At 63.5% G+C, this 22,528-nt stretch carries 17 protein-coding genes; 6 read left to right on the plus strand and 11 right to left on the minus strand.

Annotated elements, in window-relative coordinates:
- Positions 1-15: 15 nt before the first annotated feature.
- Complete coding sequence (locus OKW26_RS22040; RefSeq protein ID WP_429355163.1) at positions 16-3,450, plus strand: RHS repeat-associated core domain-containing protein; 3,435 nt, start codon at positions 16-18, stop codon at positions 3,448-3,450.
- On the opposite strand, the gene OKW26_RS22045 is transcribed toward OKW26_RS22040, so the two are convergent.
- The 8 genes from OKW26_RS22045 to OKW26_RS22080 form a co-directional block, all read right to left on the minus strand.
- Positions 3,355-4,758 carry a GlcNAc-transferase family protein gene (locus OKW26_RS22045; RefSeq protein WP_429355164.1) on the minus strand — a complete coding sequence of 468 codons (1,404 nt, stop codon included), beginning with the start codon at positions 4,756-4,758 and terminating at the stop codon, positions 3,355-3,357. The two genes, OKW26_RS22040 and OKW26_RS22045, sit on opposite strands and share 96 nt — an antisense overlap.
- A 41-nt stretch (positions 4,759-4,799) precedes the next feature.
- Positions 4,800-5,816, minus strand: coding sequence for a fimbrial protein (locus OKW26_RS22050; protein ID WP_429355165.1), 1,017 nt, complete (start codon positions 5,814-5,816; stop codon positions 4,800-4,802).
- Positions 5,817-5,886: 70 nt separating this feature from the next.
- Positions 5,887-6,960, minus strand: a complete 1,074-nt coding sequence (locus OKW26_RS22055) for an ImpA family type VI secretion system protein (RefSeq protein WP_429355166.1) — start codon at positions 6,958-6,960, stop codon at positions 5,887-5,889.
- On the minus strand, positions 6,957-8,024 hold the full coding sequence (gene tssG, locus OKW26_RS22060) for a type VI secretion system baseplate subunit TssG (protein ID WP_429355274.1): 1,068 nt from the start codon (positions 8,022-8,024) through the stop codon (positions 6,957-6,959). Before tssG ends, OKW26_RS22055 begins: the two co-directional genes overlap by 4 nt.
- Before the next feature lie 2 nt (positions 8,025-8,026).
- Positions 8,027-9,907, minus strand: a complete 1,881-nt coding sequence (gene tssF, locus OKW26_RS22065) for a type VI secretion system baseplate subunit TssF (RefSeq protein WP_090810718.1) — start codon at positions 9,905-9,907, stop codon at positions 8,027-8,029.
- Position 9,908: 1 nt separating this feature from the next.
- Positions 9,909-10,427 carry a type VI secretion system baseplate subunit TssE gene (gene tssE / locus OKW26_RS22070; RefSeq protein WP_184061782.1) on the minus strand — a complete coding sequence of 173 codons (519 nt, stop codon included), beginning with the start codon at positions 10,425-10,427 and terminating at the stop codon, positions 9,909-9,911.
- Positions 10,424-11,260, minus strand: a complete 837-nt coding sequence (locus OKW26_RS22075) for a type VI secretion system accessory protein TagJ (RefSeq protein WP_429355167.1) — start codon at positions 11,258-11,260, stop codon at positions 10,424-10,426. The genes tssE and OKW26_RS22075 overlap by 4 nt, the downstream gene beginning before the upstream one ends.
- Positions 11,244-11,825: a TagK domain-containing protein gene (locus OKW26_RS22080; protein ID WP_429355168.1), complete on the minus strand. Its 582-nt coding sequence runs from the start codon at positions 11,823-11,825 to the stop codon at positions 11,244-11,246. Before OKW26_RS22080 ends, OKW26_RS22075 begins: the two co-directional genes overlap by 17 nt.
- A gap of 654 nt (positions 11,826-12,479) precedes the next feature.
- Here OKW26_RS22080 and tssH point away from each other — a divergent pair.
- On the plus strand, positions 12,480-15,173 hold the full coding sequence (gene tssH / locus OKW26_RS22085) for a type VI secretion system ATPase TssH (protein WP_429355169.1): 2,694 nt from the start codon (positions 12,480-12,482) through the stop codon (positions 15,171-15,173).
- Positions 15,174-15,257: 84 nt separating this feature from the next.
- Here the strand turns inward: tssH and OKW26_RS22090 are convergent, their stop codons facing one another.
- The gene (locus OKW26_RS22090) at positions 15,258-15,476 is read right to left on the minus strand and encodes a hypothetical protein (RefSeq protein ID WP_429355170.1); all 219 of its coding nucleotides are present in this window, start codon (positions 15,474-15,476) and stop codon (positions 15,258-15,260) included.
- Between the two features lie 245 nt (positions 15,477-15,721).
- Between OKW26_RS22090 and OKW26_RS22095 the strand changes: the two genes are divergently transcribed.
- Positions 15,722-16,105: an SHOCT domain-containing protein gene (locus OKW26_RS22095; protein ID WP_184045085.1), complete on the plus strand. Its 384-nt coding sequence runs from the start codon at positions 15,722-15,724 to the stop codon at positions 16,103-16,105.
- Positions 16,106-16,212: 107 nt separating this feature from the next.
- Positions 16,213-16,767, plus strand: coding sequence for a hypothetical protein (locus OKW26_RS22100; RefSeq protein WP_429355171.1), 555 nt, complete (start codon positions 16,213-16,215; stop codon positions 16,765-16,767).
- An 8-nt stretch (positions 16,768-16,775) separates the two neighbouring features.
- On the opposite strand, the gene OKW26_RS22105 is transcribed toward OKW26_RS22100, so the two are convergent.
- Complete coding sequence (locus OKW26_RS22105; protein WP_184061786.1) at positions 16,776-18,362, minus strand: phospholipase D family protein; 1,587 nt, start codon at positions 18,360-18,362, stop codon at positions 16,776-16,778.
- A 380-nt stretch (positions 18,363-18,742) separates the two neighbouring features.
- Here OKW26_RS22105 and OKW26_RS22110 point away from each other — a divergent pair, with 380 nt between their 5' ends.
- The gene (locus OKW26_RS22110; protein ID WP_429355172.1) at positions 18,743-19,531 is read left to right on the plus strand and encodes a hypothetical protein; all 789 of its coding nucleotides are present in this window, start codon (positions 18,743-18,745) and stop codon (positions 19,529-19,531) included.
- A 39-nt stretch (positions 19,532-19,570) separates the two neighbouring features.
- On the opposite strand, the gene OKW26_RS22115 is transcribed toward OKW26_RS22110, so the two are convergent.
- Positions 19,571-20,848: a hypothetical protein gene (locus OKW26_RS22115; protein ID WP_429355173.1), complete on the minus strand. Its 1,278-nt coding sequence runs from the start codon at positions 20,846-20,848 to the stop codon at positions 19,571-19,573.
- 467 nt (positions 20,849-21,315) lie between these two features.
- On the opposite strand from OKW26_RS22115, the gene OKW26_RS22120 reads away from it, so the two are divergent.
- On the plus strand, positions 21,316-22,389 hold the full coding sequence (locus OKW26_RS22120) for an AI-2E family transporter (RefSeq protein WP_184061789.1): 1,074 nt from the start codon (positions 21,316-21,318) through the stop codon (positions 22,387-22,389).
- Positions 22,390-22,528 lie beyond the last annotated feature (139 nt).

A 22,528-nucleotide genomic window follows, 5' to 3' on the forward strand; every position in this document is an offset into this window, starting at 1 on the left:
GACGATGGGGGCCATGTGACGACGGGACTCGCGGGAATCGGCGGCGAGCTGGTCGGTTTGCCCGGCGTCGTATTGCCCCTCGCCAGTGTCGGACCGTTGCTCGATCGCTGTGAGCGGCTCGGCGACGTCGTCGACCGCTTTCGGATGCGTCGTGCGCTGTCGGGCATTCTGTGCGGCTCGGTCGAGGTAATCAGCGGCAGCAAAGTCTGCCTACCTACCGACGAAACCGACTTCAGGCTGCGAGGCCGTCTTCCGCTCGTATGGTCGCGTTGTTATTCGAGCGAGCAGCACGCGCTCGGGCTGCTCGGCGTCGGTTGGCGCACGAGTTGGGAAGTCACGCTGCACAAGCGCGACGATCAACTGCTCTACACCGACGAATGCGGCAGCACGCTCAGCGTGCCGTTTCCCGAGCGCGGGTCGCAGGTAATTGCGTCGGCTGCGCAGTTGCACATCGCGCATCTGAGCGACGGACGCCTCGTCGTCGCGGATCTGACGCCGCATTACCGCGTGTTCGGCGACTTCGACGCGAACGGAATCGCACGGCTCAAATACGTCGAGGATCTTCGTCAGCAGCGGATCGGCCTGATCTGGGATCCCGGCGGGCGCTTGCTGCGCATGCGTGGAACCTGCGGCCACGAGCTGCGCATGCACTACGAAGCGCGGATGGGCGCGCGTCTGAGCGCTGTCGAGTGTGTCGACGGCGGTCCCACCGGCGCGCTGGTCCAGTACGGCTACAGCCAGCGCGGCGAACTCGCCGAGGTACGCAACCGGGTCGGCGAAATCGTGCGTCGCTTTGCATACCGCGATGGGCGGATCGTCGAAGAAGCAGACGCGCTCGGAATGGCGACACGCTATGTGTGGCAGACGATCGGCGGCGCCGCGCGCGTGATTCGACGAGTCACGTCAGAAGGCGCGCGTGAGCGCTTCGCCTACGACTTCGATAGCCGGACCAGTGAGGTCAGCGACGTCTTCGGCAACACGGCGCATTGGCAATACGACGAGCAGGGCCGCGTGCTGTCGCACACAGACTTCGACGACCGGCGCTACCGGTTCGACTACGGCGACGCCGTCGCGCCGCTCACCATGCACCTGCCCGGCGAGCGGGTGGTTCACGTCGAATACGACGGGCTCGGACGCGTCGCGTGTGAGACGGATCGCGAGGGCGCAACCCGCTCGACGCAGTATGCGTTTGCGTCACGCGAGCCGGTGTCAGTCGCGTTGAGCGATGGCCGTGTGTGGATGTGGGCACGCAACGATCGCTTGCAGCCGTTGCACTATCAAACCCCGTCTGGAGAATTCACGCGTTTCGAATATGGTGACGATGGCGATGTCGTGTGCTCGACGGATGCGCAGGGGGTCGCCACGACCTTCGCGCATAACGCGTGGGGGCAGGTGACACGTCGCACTGGAGTTGGCGGAAGCACGACGGACTACGAGTATGACGTCAATGGTTACGTGGTCAGTGTGACCGACGCGCTCGGCGCGGTCACGCGAATCGAGCGCGATGGGCTCGGCCGACCGTTGACCATCACGCGTCCGGACGGACAGGCCGAGCGTCATGTGTGGAATGCGGCTGGCCAGCGGACGTCGTTCGTCGGCCCGAGTGACCGAAGCCGGCACTGGTATCGAGACCGGCGCGGCAATGTCGTACGCGCGGTCGACGAAGAGGGGCACGTGATCGTGCGTCGATACGATGCGCATGGGCGCCCGGTTCGAATCGAAAGCGCGAACGGCGCGGTGCAGTTGCTTCGGTGGAATGCGAGCAGTTGCCTGTCGATCACGGATGCAGATGGCGTGGAACGCAACTTCGACTATGCGGATACCGGGCGGGTCCGTTGTCTCACGTGGAAGGCGGGCGCGCAACAGCGTCGCGAAACGTTCGACTACGACCGCGCGGGCCGTCTGATCCGGCGTGAGACCGCGCACAACCGCTATATGTATCGCTACGGGCCGCGCGGATTGCTCGACTGCGTGAGCCGCGAGCCAACACGAGAAGGCGAGCTACTCGGAATCGGAGCGGATGAGATCCGCTTCGAACACGACGCCGGTGACCGTCTGATTGCCGAGCACGGCGCAAACGGCACACTGCGCTACACGTACGACGTCGTTGGCCGCCTTGTCGCGATTCAACTGCCACAGGGACAGGAGTTGCGTATGCGCCGCTTCGAAACTGGCGCTGTCGCGTTCGTCGAACTGGACGATCGACAGATTGCGCGCTTCTGGTATGACGCGATGAGGCGTCCGGTTGCGCGCACGCAAGGCCGTTTGCGCACGCATACGGGCTATTCGCCGCTCGGCTTGCCGGTGTGGTGGCGCTCGGTGACGGGGCGCGACGTGGATACGCCGGGCTGCGCGACAGAACCTGTCGCCGGATTGTGGCGCGAAGCCGATTACAGTCTCGCTGACGTGATCGTCAGGACAGGCGCCGAGGCCGACGGTCAGACGTGGTACGACTACGACCGGCGTGGCTGTCTGTTGCGCTCGGTGTCGGAGAAGGGGGACATCGAGTATTTCACGTGGGACGCCGCTGGCAATCTGCTCGATACGCCTGGCGGCAGCTGGTTCCCGGCCGTGTATCCCGACCACCGGTTACGGGAGTGCCGCGGACATCGTTATGACTATGATGTGTGGGGGCAATTGGTGCGTAGGCGTGGCCGCAACCATACGCTATCGCTCGATTGGGATGCGGAGGGGCACGTCATTGCCGCGCATCGCAAGGGCTATACCGTGCGCTATCAGTACGACGCGATCGGTCGACGTATCGGCAGGCGTGTCGAACCCGCTTCGTCACGGCGTGCGCAGCAGTCATCGACGCCGGAACAGGACGAGGTCACGCGCTATTTGTGGCAAGGACACAGACTGATCCAGCAGCAGCGCGCGATGGAACTGCGCACGTACCTGTATCAACCCGAGCCCGACCGCTCAACCGGCTTCGCGCCGCTCGCTTGCGTGGACCAGACCCTCACCGATGATGGCGCGATCAAGAACACGCAGGTCTATCACTATCACACTGACGTCGCCGGTACGGCCGTCGCGCTCACGGATGAGACCGGCCAGGTGGCATGGCGCGGGCGTTACCGGGCGTGGGGCAGTCTCGTGACGCCGGAGTGGCTAAGCAGCGACGCGTTTGCGCAGCCGCTTCGTTATGCCGGCCAATACGCGGACGATGAAACCACGCTGTACTACAACGGTGCGCGTTTCTATGATCCTCACGCGGGCCGCTACATCAGCCCCGATCACAACGGCGAAGGCGGAGCCAGTCCGTATCGCTACGCGCCGAATCCGCTGACGTGGTGCAATCCTGTCGGCCGCGCGACGCCGGAGGCGTTTCCGTGCGTCGTGGTCGCGGATGCGTCATGCATCGATGGCGCACCGGACCCGGCTCAATACCTTGCCGGCGTCGTCGAACAACTCCACGACGTAGCAGGCTGGGAGCTGGCCAAGTTCTGATTCGAAAATCACATGGAAGTCGAGCCAGCCGTTTTTCCGGTATCGGGAAAGACCGCTGCCGTCGACAGTCTCGCGGCGCAGTACCGTCTCGTCGTTGCCGTAAATCACGACGGTGCCTGACGTCGCGGCCCGCAGCGCGTGCTCGACGCCGGGCGTGACCAGATGCCTGTCGAATCCATTCTGATGCACGCACACACGGACGTCGTTTGCGCGTAGCAGAGAAGCTTTCCATGTCGCTTCGTCGGGACGTTGCGTGCCCGCGACTGGTGGAACATCATTCAATACCGACTGCTGGACACCGCGCCACTTGAAGCCGATGCCCGCGTAGGCCTCGTAATCGGCGAGCGTGCGTTGCGCTCCGAGTCCATACTTGCCGAACTCAACGTCAGCCAACGTTTCTCCGTCGATACCGAGCAGAGCACGATTGCGCTGCAACGAGCGCTCGTTGCGCGCGTGCCAGGGCTCGTCGATTTCACCCCGTTCCTTGGCCTCGTGATTGTGGTCGTTCCACATCTTGACGCGGTATGAGCGCAGATATTCGTGCCAACCGATCAGCCTGTGCGGACTGTACAGGTCATAGCCGTGGGTGAACGCACGGACGGCAAGCGAAATCTCCTCGCCGTGAAAGAAATAGTCAGGATCGTGCTGGACCGCCTGGGCAAAGTGACCGTCGGCAAATGCGAAGTGCGCGCTGAAGAAGCGCGAACGGACCGGGCGAATGCGCGTTCTCCAGTCGGAGAGTGTCTTCGAGCGAAACAGGACCACCCCTTCCCTGGAAAACCTTGCATAGGCCAATATGCTCGGCTCTTCGCTGGATCGAGCGTCGTCGTTCTCGGGGTCGTACATCGGAAGGTAGGCGGTCAGCACGGGTTTCGGACTTTCATCGCGTAAAGACTCCAGCATCTCGATTGCGAGCGTGTCCCATGCGTCGACGAAGCGGTGGTGCGAATCGAGTTGCAGCGTGTAGCGCTCGCCGCCGTATCGCTGTTGGACCAGATTGCGAGCCCAGCATGCGCCCTGCGTCATCATGTGGGGCACGTCGATCAATTCGATTTTCGCTTCACGATGACTGAGATGTTGGATGGTCCAACCGTCGGTCTGCTCGGTTCGCCAATTGCCAAAGCTTTGCTGCCAGAATTGGATCATCGTCTCGTCGTGCGCATGCTGCCAGCAGACGATGATCCGTAGTAGATCAGGTTTTCTAGCTTTCTGGATCAAATCCAGCAGGGTGGGAATCAACTGCGGGTCGCGATAACTCGCGATTTGCACGAAGATCGAGTGCGGCGGTGTGACGGATAACTGGGTCATGCGCGTTGATTCTGGTGGACCTTCGTCGTTGAATAGTCGATTCAAAGAATGGTCATCGTGACTGTTGCGGTTGCCTGGATCCTGCCTGCGCTCGGCGTTGCTGTTCCGACGCGCAGCACCGTCGCCTCGAGTGCAAACGGCGATTGCATCGCGCCCTGCGGTGTGTGGACGAGGGTGCTCGTCGGATCGTTGGGCCTGAAGATTGTGTTGGTTGAAACATCCCGCAAACGAATCGCGAGATGCGTCGCGCCGGTGTTCTTCAACAGGCTGCTATCTTCTGTATCGGGGGTGCCGGAAAGTACGGCAGTAATCGAAGCCGGTGGCGTGGGCCCGGTGCAGAGCACCGTAAAGTCGACTGGCTGAGTTGGCCCGCTTGTGGTCGACACATCGCTTGGGCCGAACGTGCCGAAATCGATGTTCAGTGTGCTGGTATTGACCGAGCAACTTGGAAGAACCTTGACGTTGATGCTGCCGCCTGTGATGGTCACGACCCGACTGCCGTCACCCTCGGCGACGCCGGCTCCCACGGTGTTGAGTATCACGTTGACGTTGCTTGCGATGTCGCCGGTTTTGACCAGTTCGATCTCGAATTGCGAGCCAATGCCGAAGCGCCCATACATAACCTGATTGGGTTCGCCCGCGGGAAAGGACGGCGTAAACGGAAGTGGCGAGTTCACGCCGGTTGCACGAAGATAGGTCAAACGAAAGCCGATGCCTGGGACGTTCGTGTTATAGACGGTAGCCCCCAATACAACGGACGGCGTTGCGTTGGAATACTGTATTGATACCGTGCCCCCGTCGGTGCAGTCCGCGAAGTTCGCATAGGTCGCGTACGCCGGCGACAAGCCCGTGGCGATCACCGAGCCGACCGGTAACGCCGGATCGATCGATACCGAGCTTTCCCGGAACGGTATGTTGACCGCTAATGGTTGTCCCGCGATGTAGCCTTGAGACAGCAGTTCGGAAATTTGCGAAGGCTTCAACTGGATGCAGGTGGCGAACGCGAAATGGGGTATCGCGAAGCAAACCAGGATAAGAAAATGAATGAGTCTTTTCATTGGAAGTTGTTGGTTGAGCGGCGGACTGAATGGGCTGACAGCGGGGAAAGTCGCACATGCGCGCGTCGCCTCAACTGTCGGCTACGTCCCATTTAGCGAGTAAATCGGCGGGAATGATATGGGCGAGTTCTGAAAACCGTTTGCCCACCATTCGTTCCGATTGGCGCAGCAAAACAATGACAGGACTGCTCGGTTCGTTTTGCTCGAACCACATGCGTGTTTCCTGAATGGCTGCGAGCGCGCTCCAGCGATCCATTGGAGAAGGCGCAGTGATTGGCAGATCGGTCGGCGCGTCGGACTGCGGTAGCGTCGCCGTAGCCACGATCGCCGACGCCGATCCACGCACGCTGTCGTTGTCCTGCTTGTTGTCCTGCTCGTTGACGGCTCGGGCGGGCGCTGGCGCGGACCCGCCGCCGCCCACCCGATGCTGCGCGAATGGCTCCAGCGCTCGGGACAACGCGCCGAGATCGGGCGCGTCGGTGTCGAGCATCTCATCGCACCATGCGCCAATGCGCTGCGTCAGACACTGCGCTTCGACTAGTGCGGCCATTGCCGCGTCGCGTCGGCCCCACAATTCCTTGAGCAACCGGGCGACGGATTCAGGGGCGAGCGCGTCCTTCTGGCGCGGCGTCGCGAATGATTTTTCGATATCGCGCAAATGCAGTTGAAGCCCCGCGGCCCTCGGCATCGGGATGTCGCGCGCATCGGCCAGCGTGCCATCCGGTTCGACGAGTCCGCCGATCGCGTTGGCGAATATCGCCGGGTCTCGCTCGCCTTCGAACACGGGCAGCGGGTGGAGCGCTTCGCCATAGCATTCGAGCATCGCCATCAGCAATGCCAGTCCGTCGCGCAGGCCAGCCGCGCCGTCGAGCCGGGTTCGGCAACGCAGCAGGATCACCGCGAGGCGGATGTCTTTTGTCCGCAGCAGCAGCGCGCGGCAGTCGCGTTCAATGTCGGCCCAATTGGCCGTTGGCGGCACGTCGACGAAGTCGCCGTACTGCGCTTCGGCGCGTGGGGCCGCGGCCGCCTGCAGCATCACGAAGGCCGGATCGTATTCGAGATCGGGACCGCAAGGCGCGTGTGCGCAGACCGGTTCGAGCAGATCGGCGTAGCGCAGCACGGCGGCGGGAGTGTTGGCGTTCATGCGAGGGAACTCCGGGGTCGGTCGTTGTACTGTTCAGGTTCGAAAACCATGCCGACGACCGGCAGGTCGTCGAGGGAATCACCGAGCCACGTCGAGTAGCCGAGTCTCTGCGACGTGCCGATGCAGGCGGGTGGCGCCGCGCGGGGGTTGACGAGCAGCTTGACCTCCCACGCGTATTCGTGGCCGACGAACGCTCGCACCCATTCGACGAACGTCGGCAAGTCCTCGCCGTGCGGCGTGAGGCGCAAATACTGATCGAGGTCGAGCGGACCCACGACGAGCCGGAACTTGTGTTGCCGGTCGGGAATTGCCTCGCCGAGTTGGGCGCATTCACCGATGATCGCCGCGGGCCCCGGCACCCCGAGCCTCGTATGTTCCGATGCGCACAGATGGATCCAGTGCGGCACGAATTCTTCGATCGTCATCGGAACACCGAAGTAATGCGAGAGCGTCGCCGCGATGCCGTGCGGAGTCCGCGCCTCGCGCACGAGGTGCGCCGCCGCGCTGTAGCGCGAGTGCGTGGGCAGACAGGACCGCTCCGCCTCGGCCGGGTCGACGCCGATCAGACTGGCGACGTAGAACGAAAACGTTTCGTCGCCGGCACGGTCGAGCGACGCGGTGGCTTGCCCCGATGCCCACGCGCGATAAAACTGCGACAGCGCGCGGTGATGGAACAGATCGACCAGCCCGACGAGCGCATGATCCTGGTGGCTTTCCACACGACTGTGAGCCAGCTCCGTCATATGCAGCGGCAGCGGCCCCTGCGGCCCCCACAGGCCGAGCCCGAACAGCCGCACGTCGAGGCGACCGTCTCGCATGCCGAGCGACGCGATTTCGCGTGGCGCAAACGCCAGAGTGGGTTGCTGACCGATCCGGAACGGCTCTTCTTGCGGCAGACTCGCGGTGCCCGGCAACGGCATCAGCGGATTGCGCGCGGCGATAGCCCGCAGCAGGCTCAGGAAGCCGGACTGCCACGGCGTGTCCGGATCGAACCACGCGTCGAGCGATTGCGGATCGAGCGATGATCGCGTTGGCGCGACGGCGCTCGCCATTGCCCCATCCATGCTCATACCGCTCCGCGTCCGCCCATGCGTGGCCGCCATTGGGTGATCAGGCCACGTTGCATCGAACGAAGTTCGGTTTCGGTGAACACGTTGATCGAGACGTGGCGCGCGAGGTAATGCTCGAGCACGAGCCCGAGCAGATACGGGCTGATGCCTGAGAAGCCGGTTTCGTCGACCGTCAGTTCGCAGCGCACGCCACGCCCATACACGAGTAGTCCGTCGCCCGGCAGACGCCGGACCACCGGTTCAGTGCGTGCGCCGACGAGTGCCTCGATCTGCCGTGCCTGTTCGCGCTCGCCTGGGGCGATGAAGAGGCCGAGCATGTTGCGCAGTGCCTGGCCGCCGTCGCCGTGGTCGAGTTCGGCGAGCGGCATGTAGTTGAAGCTCAGCTGCCTGATCAGACGCCACGCCGTTTCACCGCTCGCGTACGGCGCGCGCGGCGCGCTCGGTGCATGCACGAGGCGCACGCCCTCGATCGGCACGGAGTCCGACATCGTGAGGTCGGTTTTGCCGTTACGCGGGATCAAGCGCGGCAGGTCACGGTTCGTGACCCACGCTTCGACCGACAGGTAGCGGATGTCGTCAGCGTACGGCGCCTCCGCCTGATCGACGAGCGACACGTAGACCTCGGTCCCGATATACGGCGTACGGGTGCCGTACTTGCGTGCATTGGCCGACAGCGCGCGCTGCTCACGGCGCACCGAAAAATAGCGGCCATGGTTGCCCACGTCGCTATGCAGCGTCTGATAAAGCGGATTGAACTCGACTTCGAGCGATGTTTGCGCTCGCTGACCGAACACGCGCGACACCGAAAAAATCTCGTAGTCGAGCGGCCGGGTGCGGTCGGCGAGCAGATGAAAATCGGTTTGCGCGCGATTGATTTCGACGCGGTCGGTGCGCTTGCGAAACAGGTTGATGACTGGCGTACAGAACAGCAGGAAACGCGCTGCGTCGACGTGCGCGGCCAGCTCTTCCGGCAGGCGGTCGAGCAGCAGCACGACCTCGGCCTCCTTGCTGTCCACGCGCGCGAGACCCGCTGCGAGCTGCGTCAGCGCAAAGAAATAGAAGCGCTGGCGGCATGCGAAGTATTCCTGAAGCAGGTTGTGGCCGTGAAACGTATTCCACGTGAGCGGCAGCAGACCCTGTTGCGCTTGCAGACCTTCAAATTCGACCGGTGTTTTCGCGACCACGTGCCCTTCGTCTCTCGACGCGCCGTACGCGCGCACGACGGAGGCGACGCTACCGGCGTGGATCAGCTCGAACAGATGCGAAGCGATACGTTCGTCGCCACCGATGTAAATGGGCAGCCGGTCGAAGTCTGTCATCTGGTTGAACTTCACTTCGCCTGTTGTGCGCAGGCGCAGCCGTAACGCGCCGCGCAATTGCAGGTGCGGCAACAGATGGCGATCGGTGTCGGGGATATCCGGCGGCACGGCGCTGAGCCGGGCTTCAGCGATCTCGATAGGCCATAGCGTGACGTCCTGGCTGCTGCGGAATTCGCACGCGGTTTGCTCGCCGGGCGGGATCGCCGAGCGCAGCATGCTTTGCCGGGGCACCTTCAGCCCTCTCGTGAAATCGCCTTCGCGCAGGCTCGGACGCAACTGCGCGACGGCGATCGACGGCGTCGGCGCGACATAGTTCGGATAGACCACTTCGAGCAGGCGCTGCGTAAAGCGCGGAAATTCGGCGTCGAGTTTGATCTGCGTGCGCGCCGACATGAAGCAAAACGCCTCGATGAGCCGCTCCACGTAGGGGTCGGCAACGTCGATGCCCTCCATGCCAAGGCGGCGCGCGATTTTCGGGTGCTGGGCGGCGAACTCGCCGGCCATTTCCCGCATGTAGGTCAGTTCGCGGCTGTAGTAGTCGAGAAATCGTGGGTCCATGTCAACTTCCCTTGCCGGAGCCCAGCTCGAACGTGACGTGATTCATTTCGATGTCGAATGCACTCTGGATGCGAAATTCCAGTGGATAGGGCGACCAGCGCATGAGGCCATGAATCTCGAACGCGAGCTGGTTGTAGCGTACCGGGTTCTTGCTATTGAGCGGCCGGATGCGCAGCGACTCCGGAATCAGCCGCGGCTCGAAGCGAACGATCGCGTTGCGGACCGTCTTCTCGACGGTTTCCCAGTTGCGACTGGTGAGGTAGCTGCCGGACAACGCGGGAATGCCGTAATTGACGACCGATGCGGCTAGCATGGGGTAGCGCGCGATGTCCATTTCGTCGTCCAGGTTCGTCGTGTTGAGCAGCAGGCCGAGATCACGCTGGATGATGCGGCGCATGCCTTCGCTATTGGGCGCATAGGCCTCCGGCCGCTCGCTGCGCCGCGCGGGCGCATCGTCGAGCAGGCGGTCGATCAGCGACGGCATGTAGGCTTGCCGGTGTCGCGCGTCAGACGTGGTCATACGTGCTCGTCGTGATTGAACCGGCATTCGCCGATGTCGAGCAGGCCGACGTCGCCCTTGTCGGTGCTCCAGGTTTTCTGGCCGAGCGCGATCACGCCGGTTTCCCCTACGTCTTTCCAGGTTGTTTCGCGCGAGAGCCGGGTGGCGGCGGGACCACTTTCCGAGCCGGGATAGCGCACCGGCAGGTAGCCGCGCAGGATAGTCGCGTCGCGTAGGCCGACGACGGCCGAGCGCCAGACGAGGTCGGCCAGCGCGGTGACCGGACCGAGTGTCAGCGATTTCATCGAGTCGAACGGCACCCAGCGATACCCGCCCGCTACGGTCAGCTCACACACGGGGCCCAGCCGGCTATCGCTATCGGTCAGCCACTCGAATGCGCCGATCTGCGTGCTGTCGCCGCGCGTGGCCGGCGCGGCGTTCAACGCGGCGCCGCGCAGTTCGTCGGCGGCGGCGAGGTTGCCCTCGCCCAGCTTGACGTTGGCTTGCAGCAGCGATTTCACCCACTCGGGCAGCGGATTGATCTCGCCCGGCGCGCGCTGACCCGCGAACACCTCGGCGCGGAACATCTCGCTGCGAATCAGCCCGCGATACATCTGGGCGCGCGATGTGCCTTCCGGCTCTAGCGTGGCCCAGGTTTGCAGCTGTTGTAACGCGCGTTTCCATTCGCCGTCGAGGCACAACAGCTCGAACAACAGCCAGCGTTCGCGCACGTTCGACGGATGCTTGCGCACGTTGTCGATGGTTTGCTCCTTGAGTTCGCAGTAAGTCTGCGCGTCGAGCAGGCTGCGAAGTGTTGGCGTGTCCGACTTGGGCAGGTCAGCGGTTATTTTCATCTGAAAATTCAGGCTCTTCGTATTCGATCGATTCAGGCATGGCGATGTGGCTGTCCATACTGATCATGTGATGTTCTTCGCGCGCAAGCTGCGCGGTTCTGCTCGCACGGTGCGCGGGAATTCCGCGCGGCGCGAGCAGCGCGAGGATCTCGTGCGTTTCGTCCGACTCGAAAATCTGCTCGGCACTGAACGAGTCAAGGCTATCGAGCAGGGTGTCGATGTTCTTCCCCTTCGTCAGCAGGTCGAACACCGACGCTTCAGCACGCGACGGATCGACAAGCTCGGCGAACGGATCGTGAGGTGAGCCGATGATCGACCCGCCGTGATCTTCGGCCGACGCCTTGGGCTCGTGCGCATTGCCGCTCTTCTGGCTCAACAGCGCGTGACGATATTCCAGCGTGAGCGCGGCGAGCGGGTCCGCTGCGTCGATGTCGGCTGCCAGAAGCTTTGCCATGCCGTCGTGTGCGCCGGGTTCCGCTGGATTCGGTTCGCGCCGCAACTGCAGCGGATCGTTATCGTCCTCGTCGGCTAGTGCGATCAGGTCGCTGAAGTCATCCGGCTGCATGAGCACGGGCTCGATCCGGTCCGCCGGAGAATTCACGCTCGACGGTGGTGCCTGGACAAAGTCTCCAGACGCATTCGCTATCTCGAGAGGCGGGTTCCGTAATAAATCGGGCATAGGCTGAAGGTCGGTATGCGCGCTCGGCCTAGCGCGAGGCGAACCCTCCACGCCGACGTGACTGTTCTCGCCTACGAAGGCCCGCTGGCTTGCCTCACTCATTTCCGACAGATCGATTCGCGAAACGGTTGGAGCGAGCCGGAAAGACTGGATCGTTCGTGCGAAGGTCCTGAGCGCGCTTGCTTCGAAGGGCGAATGGTCCCAGCGTGCGTGATATCCAGTCATGGCCTGACCCGTATGCAACGGCGAATGAGATTTGCCTGGAAAGCGCGCATTTGTAAAAACTCTCTCGCCGCAGAAATAAAAGGATCACCAACTGAAAATGTGGGTTGGCGCGTGGAAGATATGAATGCTACTTCGCGCTCCTCGAGTGGAATATGGGCGACGGCCCAAATACACGCAGCGATCGACCGGCTATCCTTTGTCGCTCGATCAGTCTGGCTGGCCGGCGCGCTTTGTCGGATACCTGCCCGCGGAGCGCGGGATGCCGACGCGAGGCCACGCCTTTCCGCTACAAACATCTTTACCTGCAACGTCATCATGTCCATTTCACGCCACGCGTTGTTCGGCAAGCTCGGCGCAACGCTCTTCAGGAGCATCGAATCCGCAACGGCGTTTTCCAAGCTGCGCGGCAACCCGTATATCGAGCTCGCGCACTGGCTGCACCAGTTGCTCGCGCAGTCCGATAGCGACCTGCACCGCATCGTCAGACACTGCGGCATCAGCCGCGAACTGCTCGAGCGGGACCTGCAGACCGCGCTTGCTGCGCTGCCGTCCGGCGCGAGCGCGCTCACGGATTTTTCGCATCACGTCGAGACGGCAATCGAGCGCGCGTGGGTGGTCGCGACGCTGGCATTCGGCGACGGTCGGATCCGCGGCGCATGGCTGATGGCGGCGCTTGTCGAGACGCCTGAGTTGCGGCGCTTGCTGCTGGCCATTTCGCCGGAGTTCGGCAAGATTGCCGTCGACGGCCTTCACGATGCGTTGCCGGCGTGGATTGCCGGCTCCCCCGAAGCGGAGGACACCCCGTACGACCAGAGTGACTTTTCGTCGGCGGTGCCGGGCGAGGCGTCCGGTGCGCTCGCTGCGTCGGTGAAGGGCGCGGCACTCGCGCAGTTTTGCGCGGATCTGACCGCACGCGCGCGCGCCGGTGAAATCGATCCGGTGGTTGGGCGCGAAGTCGAGATTCGCACGATGATCGACGTGCTGTTGCGCCGGCGTCAGAACAATCCGTTGCTGACCGGCGACGCCGGGGTTGGCAAGACGGCGGTGGTCGAAGGCCTCGCGCGCGCGATCGCGGCCGGCGAAGTCCCGCCGAAACTTGCCGACGTGCGGCTGTTGAGTCTCGACGTCGGTGCGCTGCTTGCCGGCGCGAGCATGAAGGGCGAGTTCGAGGCCAGGCTGAAGTCGGTACTCGAGGAGGCGGCGAAGTCGTCGGCGCCGGTCGTGCTGTTCGTCGATGAGATTCACACGCTGGTCGGCGCCGGCGGCCAGGCCGGCACCGGCGACGCGGCGAACCTGCTGAAACCGGCGCTCGCCCGCGGCACGTTGCGCACGATCGGCGCGACGACGTGGGCCGAGTACAAGCGGCACATCGAGAAGGACCCGGCGCTCACGCGGCGCTTTCAGGTGCTGCAGATCGCCGAGCCCGAGGAGCCGTCCGCGATCGATATGGTCCGCGGACTCGCGCGCACGCTCGCGAGCCATCATGGCGTCGTGGTTCTCGACGAAGCGATTCGCGCAGCCGTGACACTGTCGCATCGCTACATCCCGTCGCGTCAGTTGCCGGACAAGGCGATCAGCCTGCTCGACACCGCCTGCGCGCGCGTCGCGCTATCGCAGCATGCGCCGCCGCGCGAATTGCAGCGGATACGCGAGCGCTTGCAAGCCGCGCGCGTCGAAGCCGAGCTGCTCGGTAACGAGGTGCGCATCGGGCTCGGCAGCGAGGCTGCGCTGGCCGACGTCAAGGCGACCATCGCGACGTTCGAGCTCGAGGAACGTGTTGTCGAAGCCGCCTGGCAGGCCCAGTCCGATGTGGCGAAGGCGCTGGCGCACGCGCGCGAGGTCGAAAGCGAGCGCGCCGCCGCAGCCGGACCTGAGGCCGAAGTGCGCGATCGCGCGGCGACCGCGCTGGAGACGTTGCGCGAGCTGGAGCGGACGTTATCGAACCTGCAGGCGGATACGCCATTCGTGTTCCCGGAAGTCGGCGAAGCGATCGTCGCCGACATCGTCTCTGACTGGACCGGTATTCCAGTCGGACGCATGATCACCGATGAGGTCAGCGCCGTTCAGGTGCTGCCCGCCACGCTGGCGGCGCGCGTGATCGGCCAGCACGACGCGTTGCAGCAGATCGGCGAGCGCGTGCAGACGGCGCGCGCCGGGCTCGCGGACCCGCGCAAGCCACTCGGCGTCTTCCTGCTCGCGGGGCCGTCCGGCGTCGGCAAGACGGAAACCGCGCTCGCATTGGCGGAGGCGCTCTATGGCGGCGAGCAGAACCTCATCACGATCAACATGAGCGAGTACCAGGAGGCGCATACGGTCTCGGGACTCAAGGGCGCGCCGCCTGGCTACGTCGGGTACGGCGATGGCGGCGTGCTGACCGAAGCGGTGCGCCGACGTCCGTACTCGGTCGTGTTGCTCGACGAGATTGAAAAGGCGCACGGCGACGTGCACGAAATGTTCTACCAGGTGCTGGACAAGGGCTACATGGAAGACGGCGATGGTCGCTATATCGATTTCCGCAATACGACCATCCTGATGACCAGCAATGTCGGCTCCGATCTGAGCGCGAGCCTATGCGCGGACGAAATGCTTGCGCCGGACTTTGACGGTCTGCGTTCCGCGCTTTCGACGGAATTGCTGAAGGCGTTTCCGGCCGCCTTCCTCGGACGCGTGACGCTGGTGCCATATCGTCCGCTGGGCTCGGATTCGCTCGCGCGGATCGTGCGTTTGCATCTCGATCGAGTCGTTCGGCGGATGGCGGACAACAACCGCATCGCGCTGAGTTATGCGGCGGAGGTGGTCGACTACGTCGTCGGGCGCTGCCTCGTGCAGGAGACCGGTGCGCGTCTTTTGATCGGCTTTATCGAACAGCACGTGCTGCCGCGCCTCGCCCGGCAGTGGCTCGATGCGTTTGCAGCGAAAAGCGCGCTCACGCATATGACGATCGAGGTGAGCGATCCGGCCGCGGCACCTGTTGAAGCGCTCGTGGTTCGGTCGTCCTGCCAAGTGTAGTCGGCTTCGCACTCGGTGACCTGCATCGCGAATGACGAGTCGCGTTGATCGTGCAGCGGCGTGACGAGGCGCATAGCCGGCCGGTCAGGGGCTGCATGGATGCTTCGCAAACGTCTCTTTTGGCATTTTTTTTGCCGGGCAAAAGCGCTGGTTTTTTGACATCATTTTCACATATGCATGTTCAATGCCACGCGGCATGATCGCCACACCACCAGAAATCGTCAATCGAACGGAATCCTTAAAAATTGCTCGCGTTACACGAGCGGGATAAGCTATAAAGACAAAAAGATCCGCATCATGCATTTGCGGCGCCCGAAGTGAGGAGCACAAATGAAAGACGTGACGAACAGCGGGTTTGCGGCTTTAAACGAGCCATTGAAACTCATGCATGTCTTTCATACAGTATGAATGCGCGTGCGAATCGACATGCGGTCATGGTAGGTTTTCGGCGCTGCCGTGCTGATCGTATGCGTCATCCATAGCGGGGCAACCATAGGTCGAAATCCGTTAAGCCGTTCAATTGCAACCGGAATGACTGGAGAACAACAATGCTTTTCTTCAATGATGGTTTCACATTCCCGAATTTTCTGGCCGACGTTTTCTCCATCTTCATCTTTATCCTGTGGTTCTGGCTGTTGATCACGGTGTCGAGCGACCTGTTCCGCCGCCATGACGTGTCCGGATGGGGCAAGGTTCTGTGGGTGATTTTTCTCATCATCCTGCCGTATATCGGCATCTTCGCGTATCTGCTCACGCAGCATCGCGGCATGGCGGAACGCGATCAGGCGCGGGCCAAGCAGGTGCGCGAAGATCTGCGCAATGTGGTGGGCTTCAGTGTCGCCGACGAAATCGAGAAGCTCGACAAGCTGAAAGCGTCCGGTTCGATTTCGGGGGAAGAGCACTCGCGTCTGCGCGCGAAGCTCGTGCAGTAAGCGTCGGTTACCTGACTGCAGCCATGGGCGAGCGGGGCGCGCAGCCCGTGTCGCCTCGGCTTTTGCGCGGTGAGGGATCGTGCGATCGAACGTAACGGGAGGAACCCTTGCTTACCCGCCTCGCCCGCGTTCGGAACGCTGCCGCGCGAACCGCGCGCGCGCCGCTGGCATTGCGCCGCGCCGCGCTCACGTGCGCGACGGCGATGATGCTCGCGGCTTGCGCGCAACCGTGGCAGCAATTCCAGGCGGGTCAGGATCAAGCGGCGATCGTCGCCCGCATGGGTCCGCCGCGCGAAGTCTATGACCTGCCGGGGGGCGGCCGCCGACTGATGTGGCCGACCCAGCCGATGGGCTCGACCACCGTCGCCGCCGACATCGACGCTTCAGGCAAGATCGTGAACGTGCGTCAGGTCTTGCAGTTGAGCGAATTCAATCGCGCGGAAATCGGCAAATGGACGCGCGACGATGTGCTGATCAATTTCGGCCGCCCCGTGCAAACGCAGTTCTTCCGGCTCTCGCAACGCGAAGTCTGGTCATACCGTTATATCGAAAGCAACATCCACCACATGTTGTTCAATTTCGCGTTCGACACCAACGGCGTGTTGCGCGAGACGCAGCGCACGCCCGATCCCGTGCGAGATCGCGATTTGCGACGATTCTGAACTGTGAGCTATAGCAGCGACTCAATTGGCATAATCGACAGCATCCAAACACCGAGCCGTGCGTACCACGTCGTATTCGGTTCGGTGTCATGGCGGGTTTCGACGTCGCCGTTGGTTTCGATCCAGTACAGCTTGCCGTTTTTGTCGAGATGCACCGCGTACGCGACGCTCGGCAGTAGCGCGAGAAACTTGCGATCGACCCGCGTCGCGAGCTCGGTGCTGTCGATGACGAGTCCAAGCTCGGTATTCAGATGCGCGGAGCGCGGATCGAAGTTGAACGAACCGACGAAGACCCGCTGGGAGTCCACGATGAAAGTCTTCGCATGCAAGCTCGACCCGGAACTGCCGAACGGCCCCGGCGACTGTTCTTTCTTGTAGGTGGCGCCTGCCACGCGCCGCAATTCATACAGGTGCACGCCGTTTTGCAGCAACTCGACGCGCCGCCTCATATAGCCCGAATGCACGGCGACGACATCGGTCGCTTCGAGCGCGTTCGTCAACACCCGCACGTCGACGCCCTGGGCGGCGAGCCCGCTCAGATACTGCGTGCCCGTGTTTGCCGGCACGAAGTACGGGGAGACGAGGTCGAGCGACTTCGTCGGCTGGCCCATCACTTCGCGGAGCTGGTGGGAAATCAGCGCTTCCGGCGGCGCGTTGTTCAGGCCTTTCGCGGGGTCGTCGCTGATCATCTTCGTTTTGGCCCAGTCGAGCGGCAGCTTGTCGTCGAGCAGGTTCTGCACGACGCGCGGGCCGCGCAGCGCTTGCTTGTACTCAGCGGCGGCAGGATCCTGCTCGATCGCCTGCGCATTACGCTCCAGCGTGGCCAGCTCATCGACGCTCTCGTGCGGCAGGATCTTCCCGACCGGATACGCCGACGCGCTTGCCCAGTAGCGGTCGAAATCGCGCGAGACGTCGGTCGCGGCCGGTCCGACCGCGAGTACGTCGAGGTCGGCGAAGACGACGCCGTCGGTGGCATCGAAGTACTCGTCGCCGATGTTGCGGCCGCCGAGGATCGTCGCGGTGGCGTCGGCGGTCAGGGACTTGTTGTGCATGCGCCGATTGGCGCGCGAAAAGTCGGTCACGAAGCCGAGGATTTTCGGGCTGCGCACGACGAACGGGTTGAACAGGCGCACCTCGATGTTCGGATGCGCGTCGAGCGCCGCCAGTGTCGGGTCGAGCGCGGAGGCGATGCCGAGATCGTCGAGCAGCAGGCGCACCCGCACGCCCCGGTCCGCCGCTTCGTGGATCTGTTCGAGCAGCAGCGTGCCGGTCAGATCGTCGCGCCAGATGTAGTACTGGATGTCGAGCGTGCGTTGCGCGGAACGGATCAGGTCCATGCGCGCGGCAAACGCGACATGCGCATCCGCCAGCGGATAAATGCCCGCCAGCCCCGCGTGCGCGGCCAGCTCGGGCGCGACCGCGCGACCGAGATCCGTGGTGGCCGCCACCGCGGGCGACAACGCATGCGACGCCTGGCGACCCTCGAGCGACGGTAACGGCGCGCAGCCGGCCAGCAGGCTTGCGCACAGCAGCGCGCACAGCGCGCCTCTCCATCGGCGGTGCGGGAACGACGGGTGGTGGATCTGCGCTTGCATGGAGTCCAGGTCTTCGTTTGGGTCGCGCGAGCCGGCCGGTTCCAGAATCGGAACATCGCGTGGCGTTGCTCGACAAAGCTTCGCTCGACCGCCTGTACTGACGGTGTCGCGCGCATGCTTGCACGCAACTTGCATTGGTTGAGAAGAATACTATGAGCGCATGCCCATCGGTGCGCCGCCCGACGCTCTTGTTGCGCAAAGCGCTTTGTCCGATGATACGAGCAGGCTGCGCGAATTCGAACGGGGGCCAACCCGGCCGCGCATCGACCGCATGGTTTCCATGCAATCGAGCGTGATCCGCTCCGTGTCAGCGCAAAGGGTCATAAAGGGTCCGGTTCACGGCGCCTTCGAGCGTTTCGCCCACTGTGGAGTCGAGCAACGTGAAGATCTCCCGCTTGCTGCTTGCTAGCGTGCTGCTTTTCGTGGTGGGCACCGCGCTGCAGATGATATGGCCGCTCGCGCAGCCGGCCTCGTATCACCACTTCGCCGATCAACGCTCGCTGGGGCCGCTGCACCATGCGGCGGACGTGCTGTCGAACGTCGTCATTCTGATCGCCGGTGTGCTCTGTCTGCGTTGGGTCCGGCGCCATGCGTCCGACCAGCCGGCGCAATTTCCCGGCATGGTCGTCGCCGCGCTCGGGCTGCTCTTCACCGCGTTCGGCTCGGCTTACTACCACATGGCGCCGAACGATGCGACGCTCGTCTGGGACCGCCTGCCGATGACCATCGTGTTCGCCGGCATCCTCGCCATGCTATGGACGTCGTGGAGCGGACAGCGCGTCGGCTGGGCGCAGATGCTGATCATGGTGGTCGTGTCGCCCGCCACCGTCGGCTACTGGCTCGTGTTCAACAGCCTGTGGCCTTACGCGATTCTTCAGTTCGGCGGGCTCATGCTGATCGTCGGCCTGACGCTCACGCGCAAGGTGGACGGCGTGATCGCATGGACGCTCGTGATCGTCTTCTACGGGGTCGCGAAGATTTTCGAAAGCCTCGATTGGCAGATATGGGAGCTGACGCATCACGTGATCGCCGGCCATGCGTTGAAGCACGTGGCGAGCGGTCTCGCCGGCGCGGCGATGATTCTGGTCGCGAACGCGGCGCCGCGCTCCGTCGCGGGCATCGTGCCGCGCGGGCCGGGCGGTATCGGGCATTCGGGTACGTCGCGTTGAAGCCGCGCCATGGCGAAGTGACGCGGCCTCCGGCCGACGTCACTGCGGTTCGTACCACGAATACGTCGCCAACGTGCTTACCGGCGGCGTACCGATTTGCAGCGTGATGTCGCGCAACGACGTCAGCTCGATACTGCGCAAGTCGCCCATATAGCGGCGCGAATCGCCGTTGTCGTTGATATACGCGACCACGTCGCCCATGATGCCCGCGACGTTCGTGTTCGTCAGCGGCTCGCCCCAGATATCGAAGAACTCGCCGAGCGTATAGGTCTTGAGGTTCGGCGCTTCGATATGGATGATGCCGGTGTTGTCGTGCGTATGCATCTCATACGTGCATTGCGACAGGATGCCGACGTTCATCGGCAACGCGAGCCACTGCCCGTCCTTGATGATCGCGAGGTGCGCGTGCACGTGGTACAGCACGCTCATGTCCGGCGCGCAGGTCAGGCCGTCGACCGGCGTGCCGGTGCCGCCCGTCGAGGTCGTGCCGTTCGGCCAGAACGACGAGCCGACCACGCCTCCGAAGACGAGCGTGATCGGGTTCGGGTCGAACGGCGGCGGATCGGTCCAGGTGTAGGTGGGCACTTGGGTGACAGGCGTGCCGACCATGACCGTGATTTCGGTGTGCGGCTTCAGCACGAGGCTCGCGGGGTCGCCCGTATATTGCGTGAGCGTGCCGCCGTCGTTCACGTAGATCGCGATTGGCGAGGCGGTCAATCCCGCCACGTTCGACGCACTCAGCGTCTCGCCCCAGATCGAGAAGAACTGGCCGAGCGTATAGGTCGCGCCGGTCGTCGCGTCCATATGGATCTTGCCGCTCGAATCGACCGTGTGCACCGGATATGCGCAGCCAGTCGGCGTGGTCAGGGTCGGCTCGACCATGCCGATGTTGGGTGGCAGCGTCAGGAGTTGCCCGTTCTGGTAGATCGACAGATGCGCGTATGTGTACGCGGTACTGCGCAACCCGCAGTTCAGTCCGCTGACGGGCTGACCGGTTCCGCCCGAAGCCGTGACGCCCGCGGGCCAGATGGCGGCGCCGAGTGTCGTGCCGTCGATGATCGGCGTCGCGGCGGCGAGCTTCGGTGTCGTGGCGCTCGCGTCGGATGCGCTCGACGGGCTCGACGCGGGGGTCGGGCTAGATGCCGGTGTCGGACTCGACGCGGGCGCGGGACTCGATGCTGGCGTGGTCGCGCCAGCCGCGCCGTTCGAGCCGGTGCTGGCCGGGTCGGCGCCGCTGCCGCCCCCACCACCGCCACAAGCGGACAATGTCCACATCAGACCCACTGCGACGAATCGCGACCCCAGCCGTTGCAGCATCTCGTACTCCCATGTCGTGAGGTGAGAGGATGCGTGCAATCGGACATCACGCACAGATATAGCGCGGACATCGCACGGGCACGCGCGGCGCGGCTTCACTGCATGGATTCGGCCGTGCGCTGCCACCGCGTGACGCAGGCGCTCGCTTCGGATCATGTCAGGAGATTGAAACCGATTAGGGCAGCGTAGCAGATGGGTTTCACGAGCGAATCCGGCGCATCGCAACGTTTCGCGACATTCTGCTGGCGCATTTCGAGGTGTCGGCCCGGAGTTTGCCGGCGGAGCGATCTGGCGCGCTTTTTATGTGAGCTGTCATCGTTCTGTGCGAAGATCAGTGCTGTCCATCGCGCGACCGGCTGGTAAGGGGATCGCACGGCGGGCGCGTGCCCGGCCATCGCCGTCGTCCTCGGGTGACCTTGGGGTGACTCTCTGGCGCACCTGTTTGCGGATTCATGGAGCACTGACCAATGACCGACAGATTGCAAGCGTCCGTATATGTAGTGGTGCTGCTGCTGATTGTGGGCTGGGTGCTGTATATCGGGCGCGCGGTTTTCGTGCCGATCGTGTTCGGCGCGATCGCGGTATACGTGGTGGTCGACTTCACGCGGCTGCTGCAACGCATTCCGGTGATCGGCCCGCGGCTGCCGGTCCAGTTGCGCTACGGACTCTCGATGTTCCTGATCGGCGCCGCGATCTTCTTCGCGGTCGACATGCTCGTCGAGAACTACGACGCGCTCGTCGCGCTCGCGCCGCGCTACCAGGACTCGGTCCTGCTGATGATCCACAAGATTTCGACGCTGCTGCACCTCGAAAGCGAGCCGACGTGGGAATCGCTGCGGCGGAACATGCTCACACAGTTGAATATTCAGGCGATGGTGACCGGCATGCTGGCGTCGCTGTCGTCGGTGATCATCGACCTGTTCGTGATCGTGCTGTATGCGAGTTTTCTGCTGGTCGAGCGCCGGACGTTCGGCGACAAGCTGACGAACATGACCGCCAATTCGACCAACGCGGCGCGCATCCGGGGCGTGGTCACCGACATCAACCGGCGCATTGGCGCCTATCTCGCGCTGAAGACGTTCCTCGGCGTGCTGCTAGGCGGGATCTGCTGGCTCGCGATGCGCAGCGTCGGCCTCGAGTTCGCCGGGCTGTGGGCGATACTGACCGCGCTGCTGAACTACGTGCCCTATATCGGCTCGGTGCTCGCGATCGTGTTCCCGGTGCTGATGTCGGTGCTGCAGTTCGGCGACCTGAATTCGATCCTGGTCGTGCTGGTGTCGCTGACCGCGATTCACTTCGTGATCGGCAATATTCTCGATCCGTATCTGACGGGCAACTCCCTGAACCTGAGCCCGTTCGCGATTCTCGCGAGCATGGCCGTGTGGTCGGCTTTGTGGGGCGTGCCGGGCGCCTTTCTCGCGGTGCCGATCACCGCCAGCATGACGATCATTTTCTCCGAGTTCGAAATGACGCGGCCGGTGGCGGTGCTGCTGTCGAAAAACGGCCGGCTCACTTACGGCAAGACCGAACAGACCGCGTGAAGCGCCCACCATGGCGGACATGTGATCGACCCGGCGCATGAAATGAAAACGGCCCGTGCGGAATAGTCCGCGCGGGCCGTCGAATGAAACACGTCTATCTCGACGCGTGCGGCTTGCCGCCGCCGCACGCTGTTGCCAT

It is taken from the genome of Paraburkholderia sp. 32 (assembly GCF_050435345.1).
In the GTDB taxonomy this organism is placed as follows: Bacteria; Pseudomonadota; Gammaproteobacteria; order Burkholderiales; family Burkholderiaceae; genus Paraburkholderia; species Paraburkholderia tuberum.

Coding starts and splice junctions, on each gene's coding strand:
- OKW26_RS22095 (WP_184045085.1), top strand. CDS start 15,722: ATGCTTTTCTTCAATGATGGTTTCACATTCCCGAATTTTCTGGCCGAC.
- OKW26_RS22050 (WP_429355165.1), bottom strand. CDS start 5,816: ATGAAAAGACTCATTCATTTTCTTATCCTGGTTTGCTTCGCGATACCC.
- OKW26_RS22045 (WP_429355164.1), bottom strand. CDS start 4,758: ATGACCCAGTTATCCGTCACACCGCCGCACTCGATCTTCGTGCAAATC.
- tssH (WP_429355169.1), top strand. CDS start 12,480: ATGTCCATTTCACGCCACGCGTTGTTCGGCAAGCTCGGCGCAACGCTC.
- OKW26_RS22120 (WP_184061789.1), top strand. CDS start 21,316: ATGACCGACAGATTGCAAGCGTCCGTATATGTAGTGGTGCTGCTGCTG.
- OKW26_RS22080 (WP_429355168.1), bottom strand. CDS start 11,825: ATGCAGCCGGATGACTTCAGCGACCTGATCGCACTAGCCGACGAGGAC.
- tssE (WP_184061782.1), bottom strand. CDS start 10,427: ATGACCACGTCTGACGCGCGACACCGGCAAGCCTACATGCCGTCGCTG.
- OKW26_RS22055 (WP_429355166.1), bottom strand. CDS start 6,960: ATGAACGCCAACACTCCCGCCGCCGTGCTGCGCTACGCCGATCTGCTC.
- tssF (WP_090810718.1), bottom strand. CDS start 9,907: ATGGACCCACGATTTCTCGACTACTACAGCCGCGAACTGACCTACATG.
- OKW26_RS22090 (WP_429355170.1), bottom strand. CDS start 15,476: ATGCATGATGCGGATCTTTTTGTCTTTATAGCTTATCCCGCTCGTGTA.
- OKW26_RS22105 (WP_184061786.1), bottom strand. CDS start 18,362: ATGCAAGCGCAGATCCACCACCCGTCGTTCCCGCACCGCCGATGGAGA.
- OKW26_RS22075 (WP_429355167.1), bottom strand. CDS start 11,260: ATGAAAATAACCGCTGACCTGCCCAAGTCGGACACGCCAACACTTCGC.
- tssG (WP_429355274.1), bottom strand. CDS start 8,024: ATGGATGGGGCAATGGCGAGCGCCGTCGCGCCAACGCGATCATCGCTC.
- OKW26_RS22115 (WP_429355173.1), bottom strand. CDS start 20,848: ATGCTGCAACGGCTGGGGTCGCGATTCGTCGCAGTGGGTCTGATGTGG.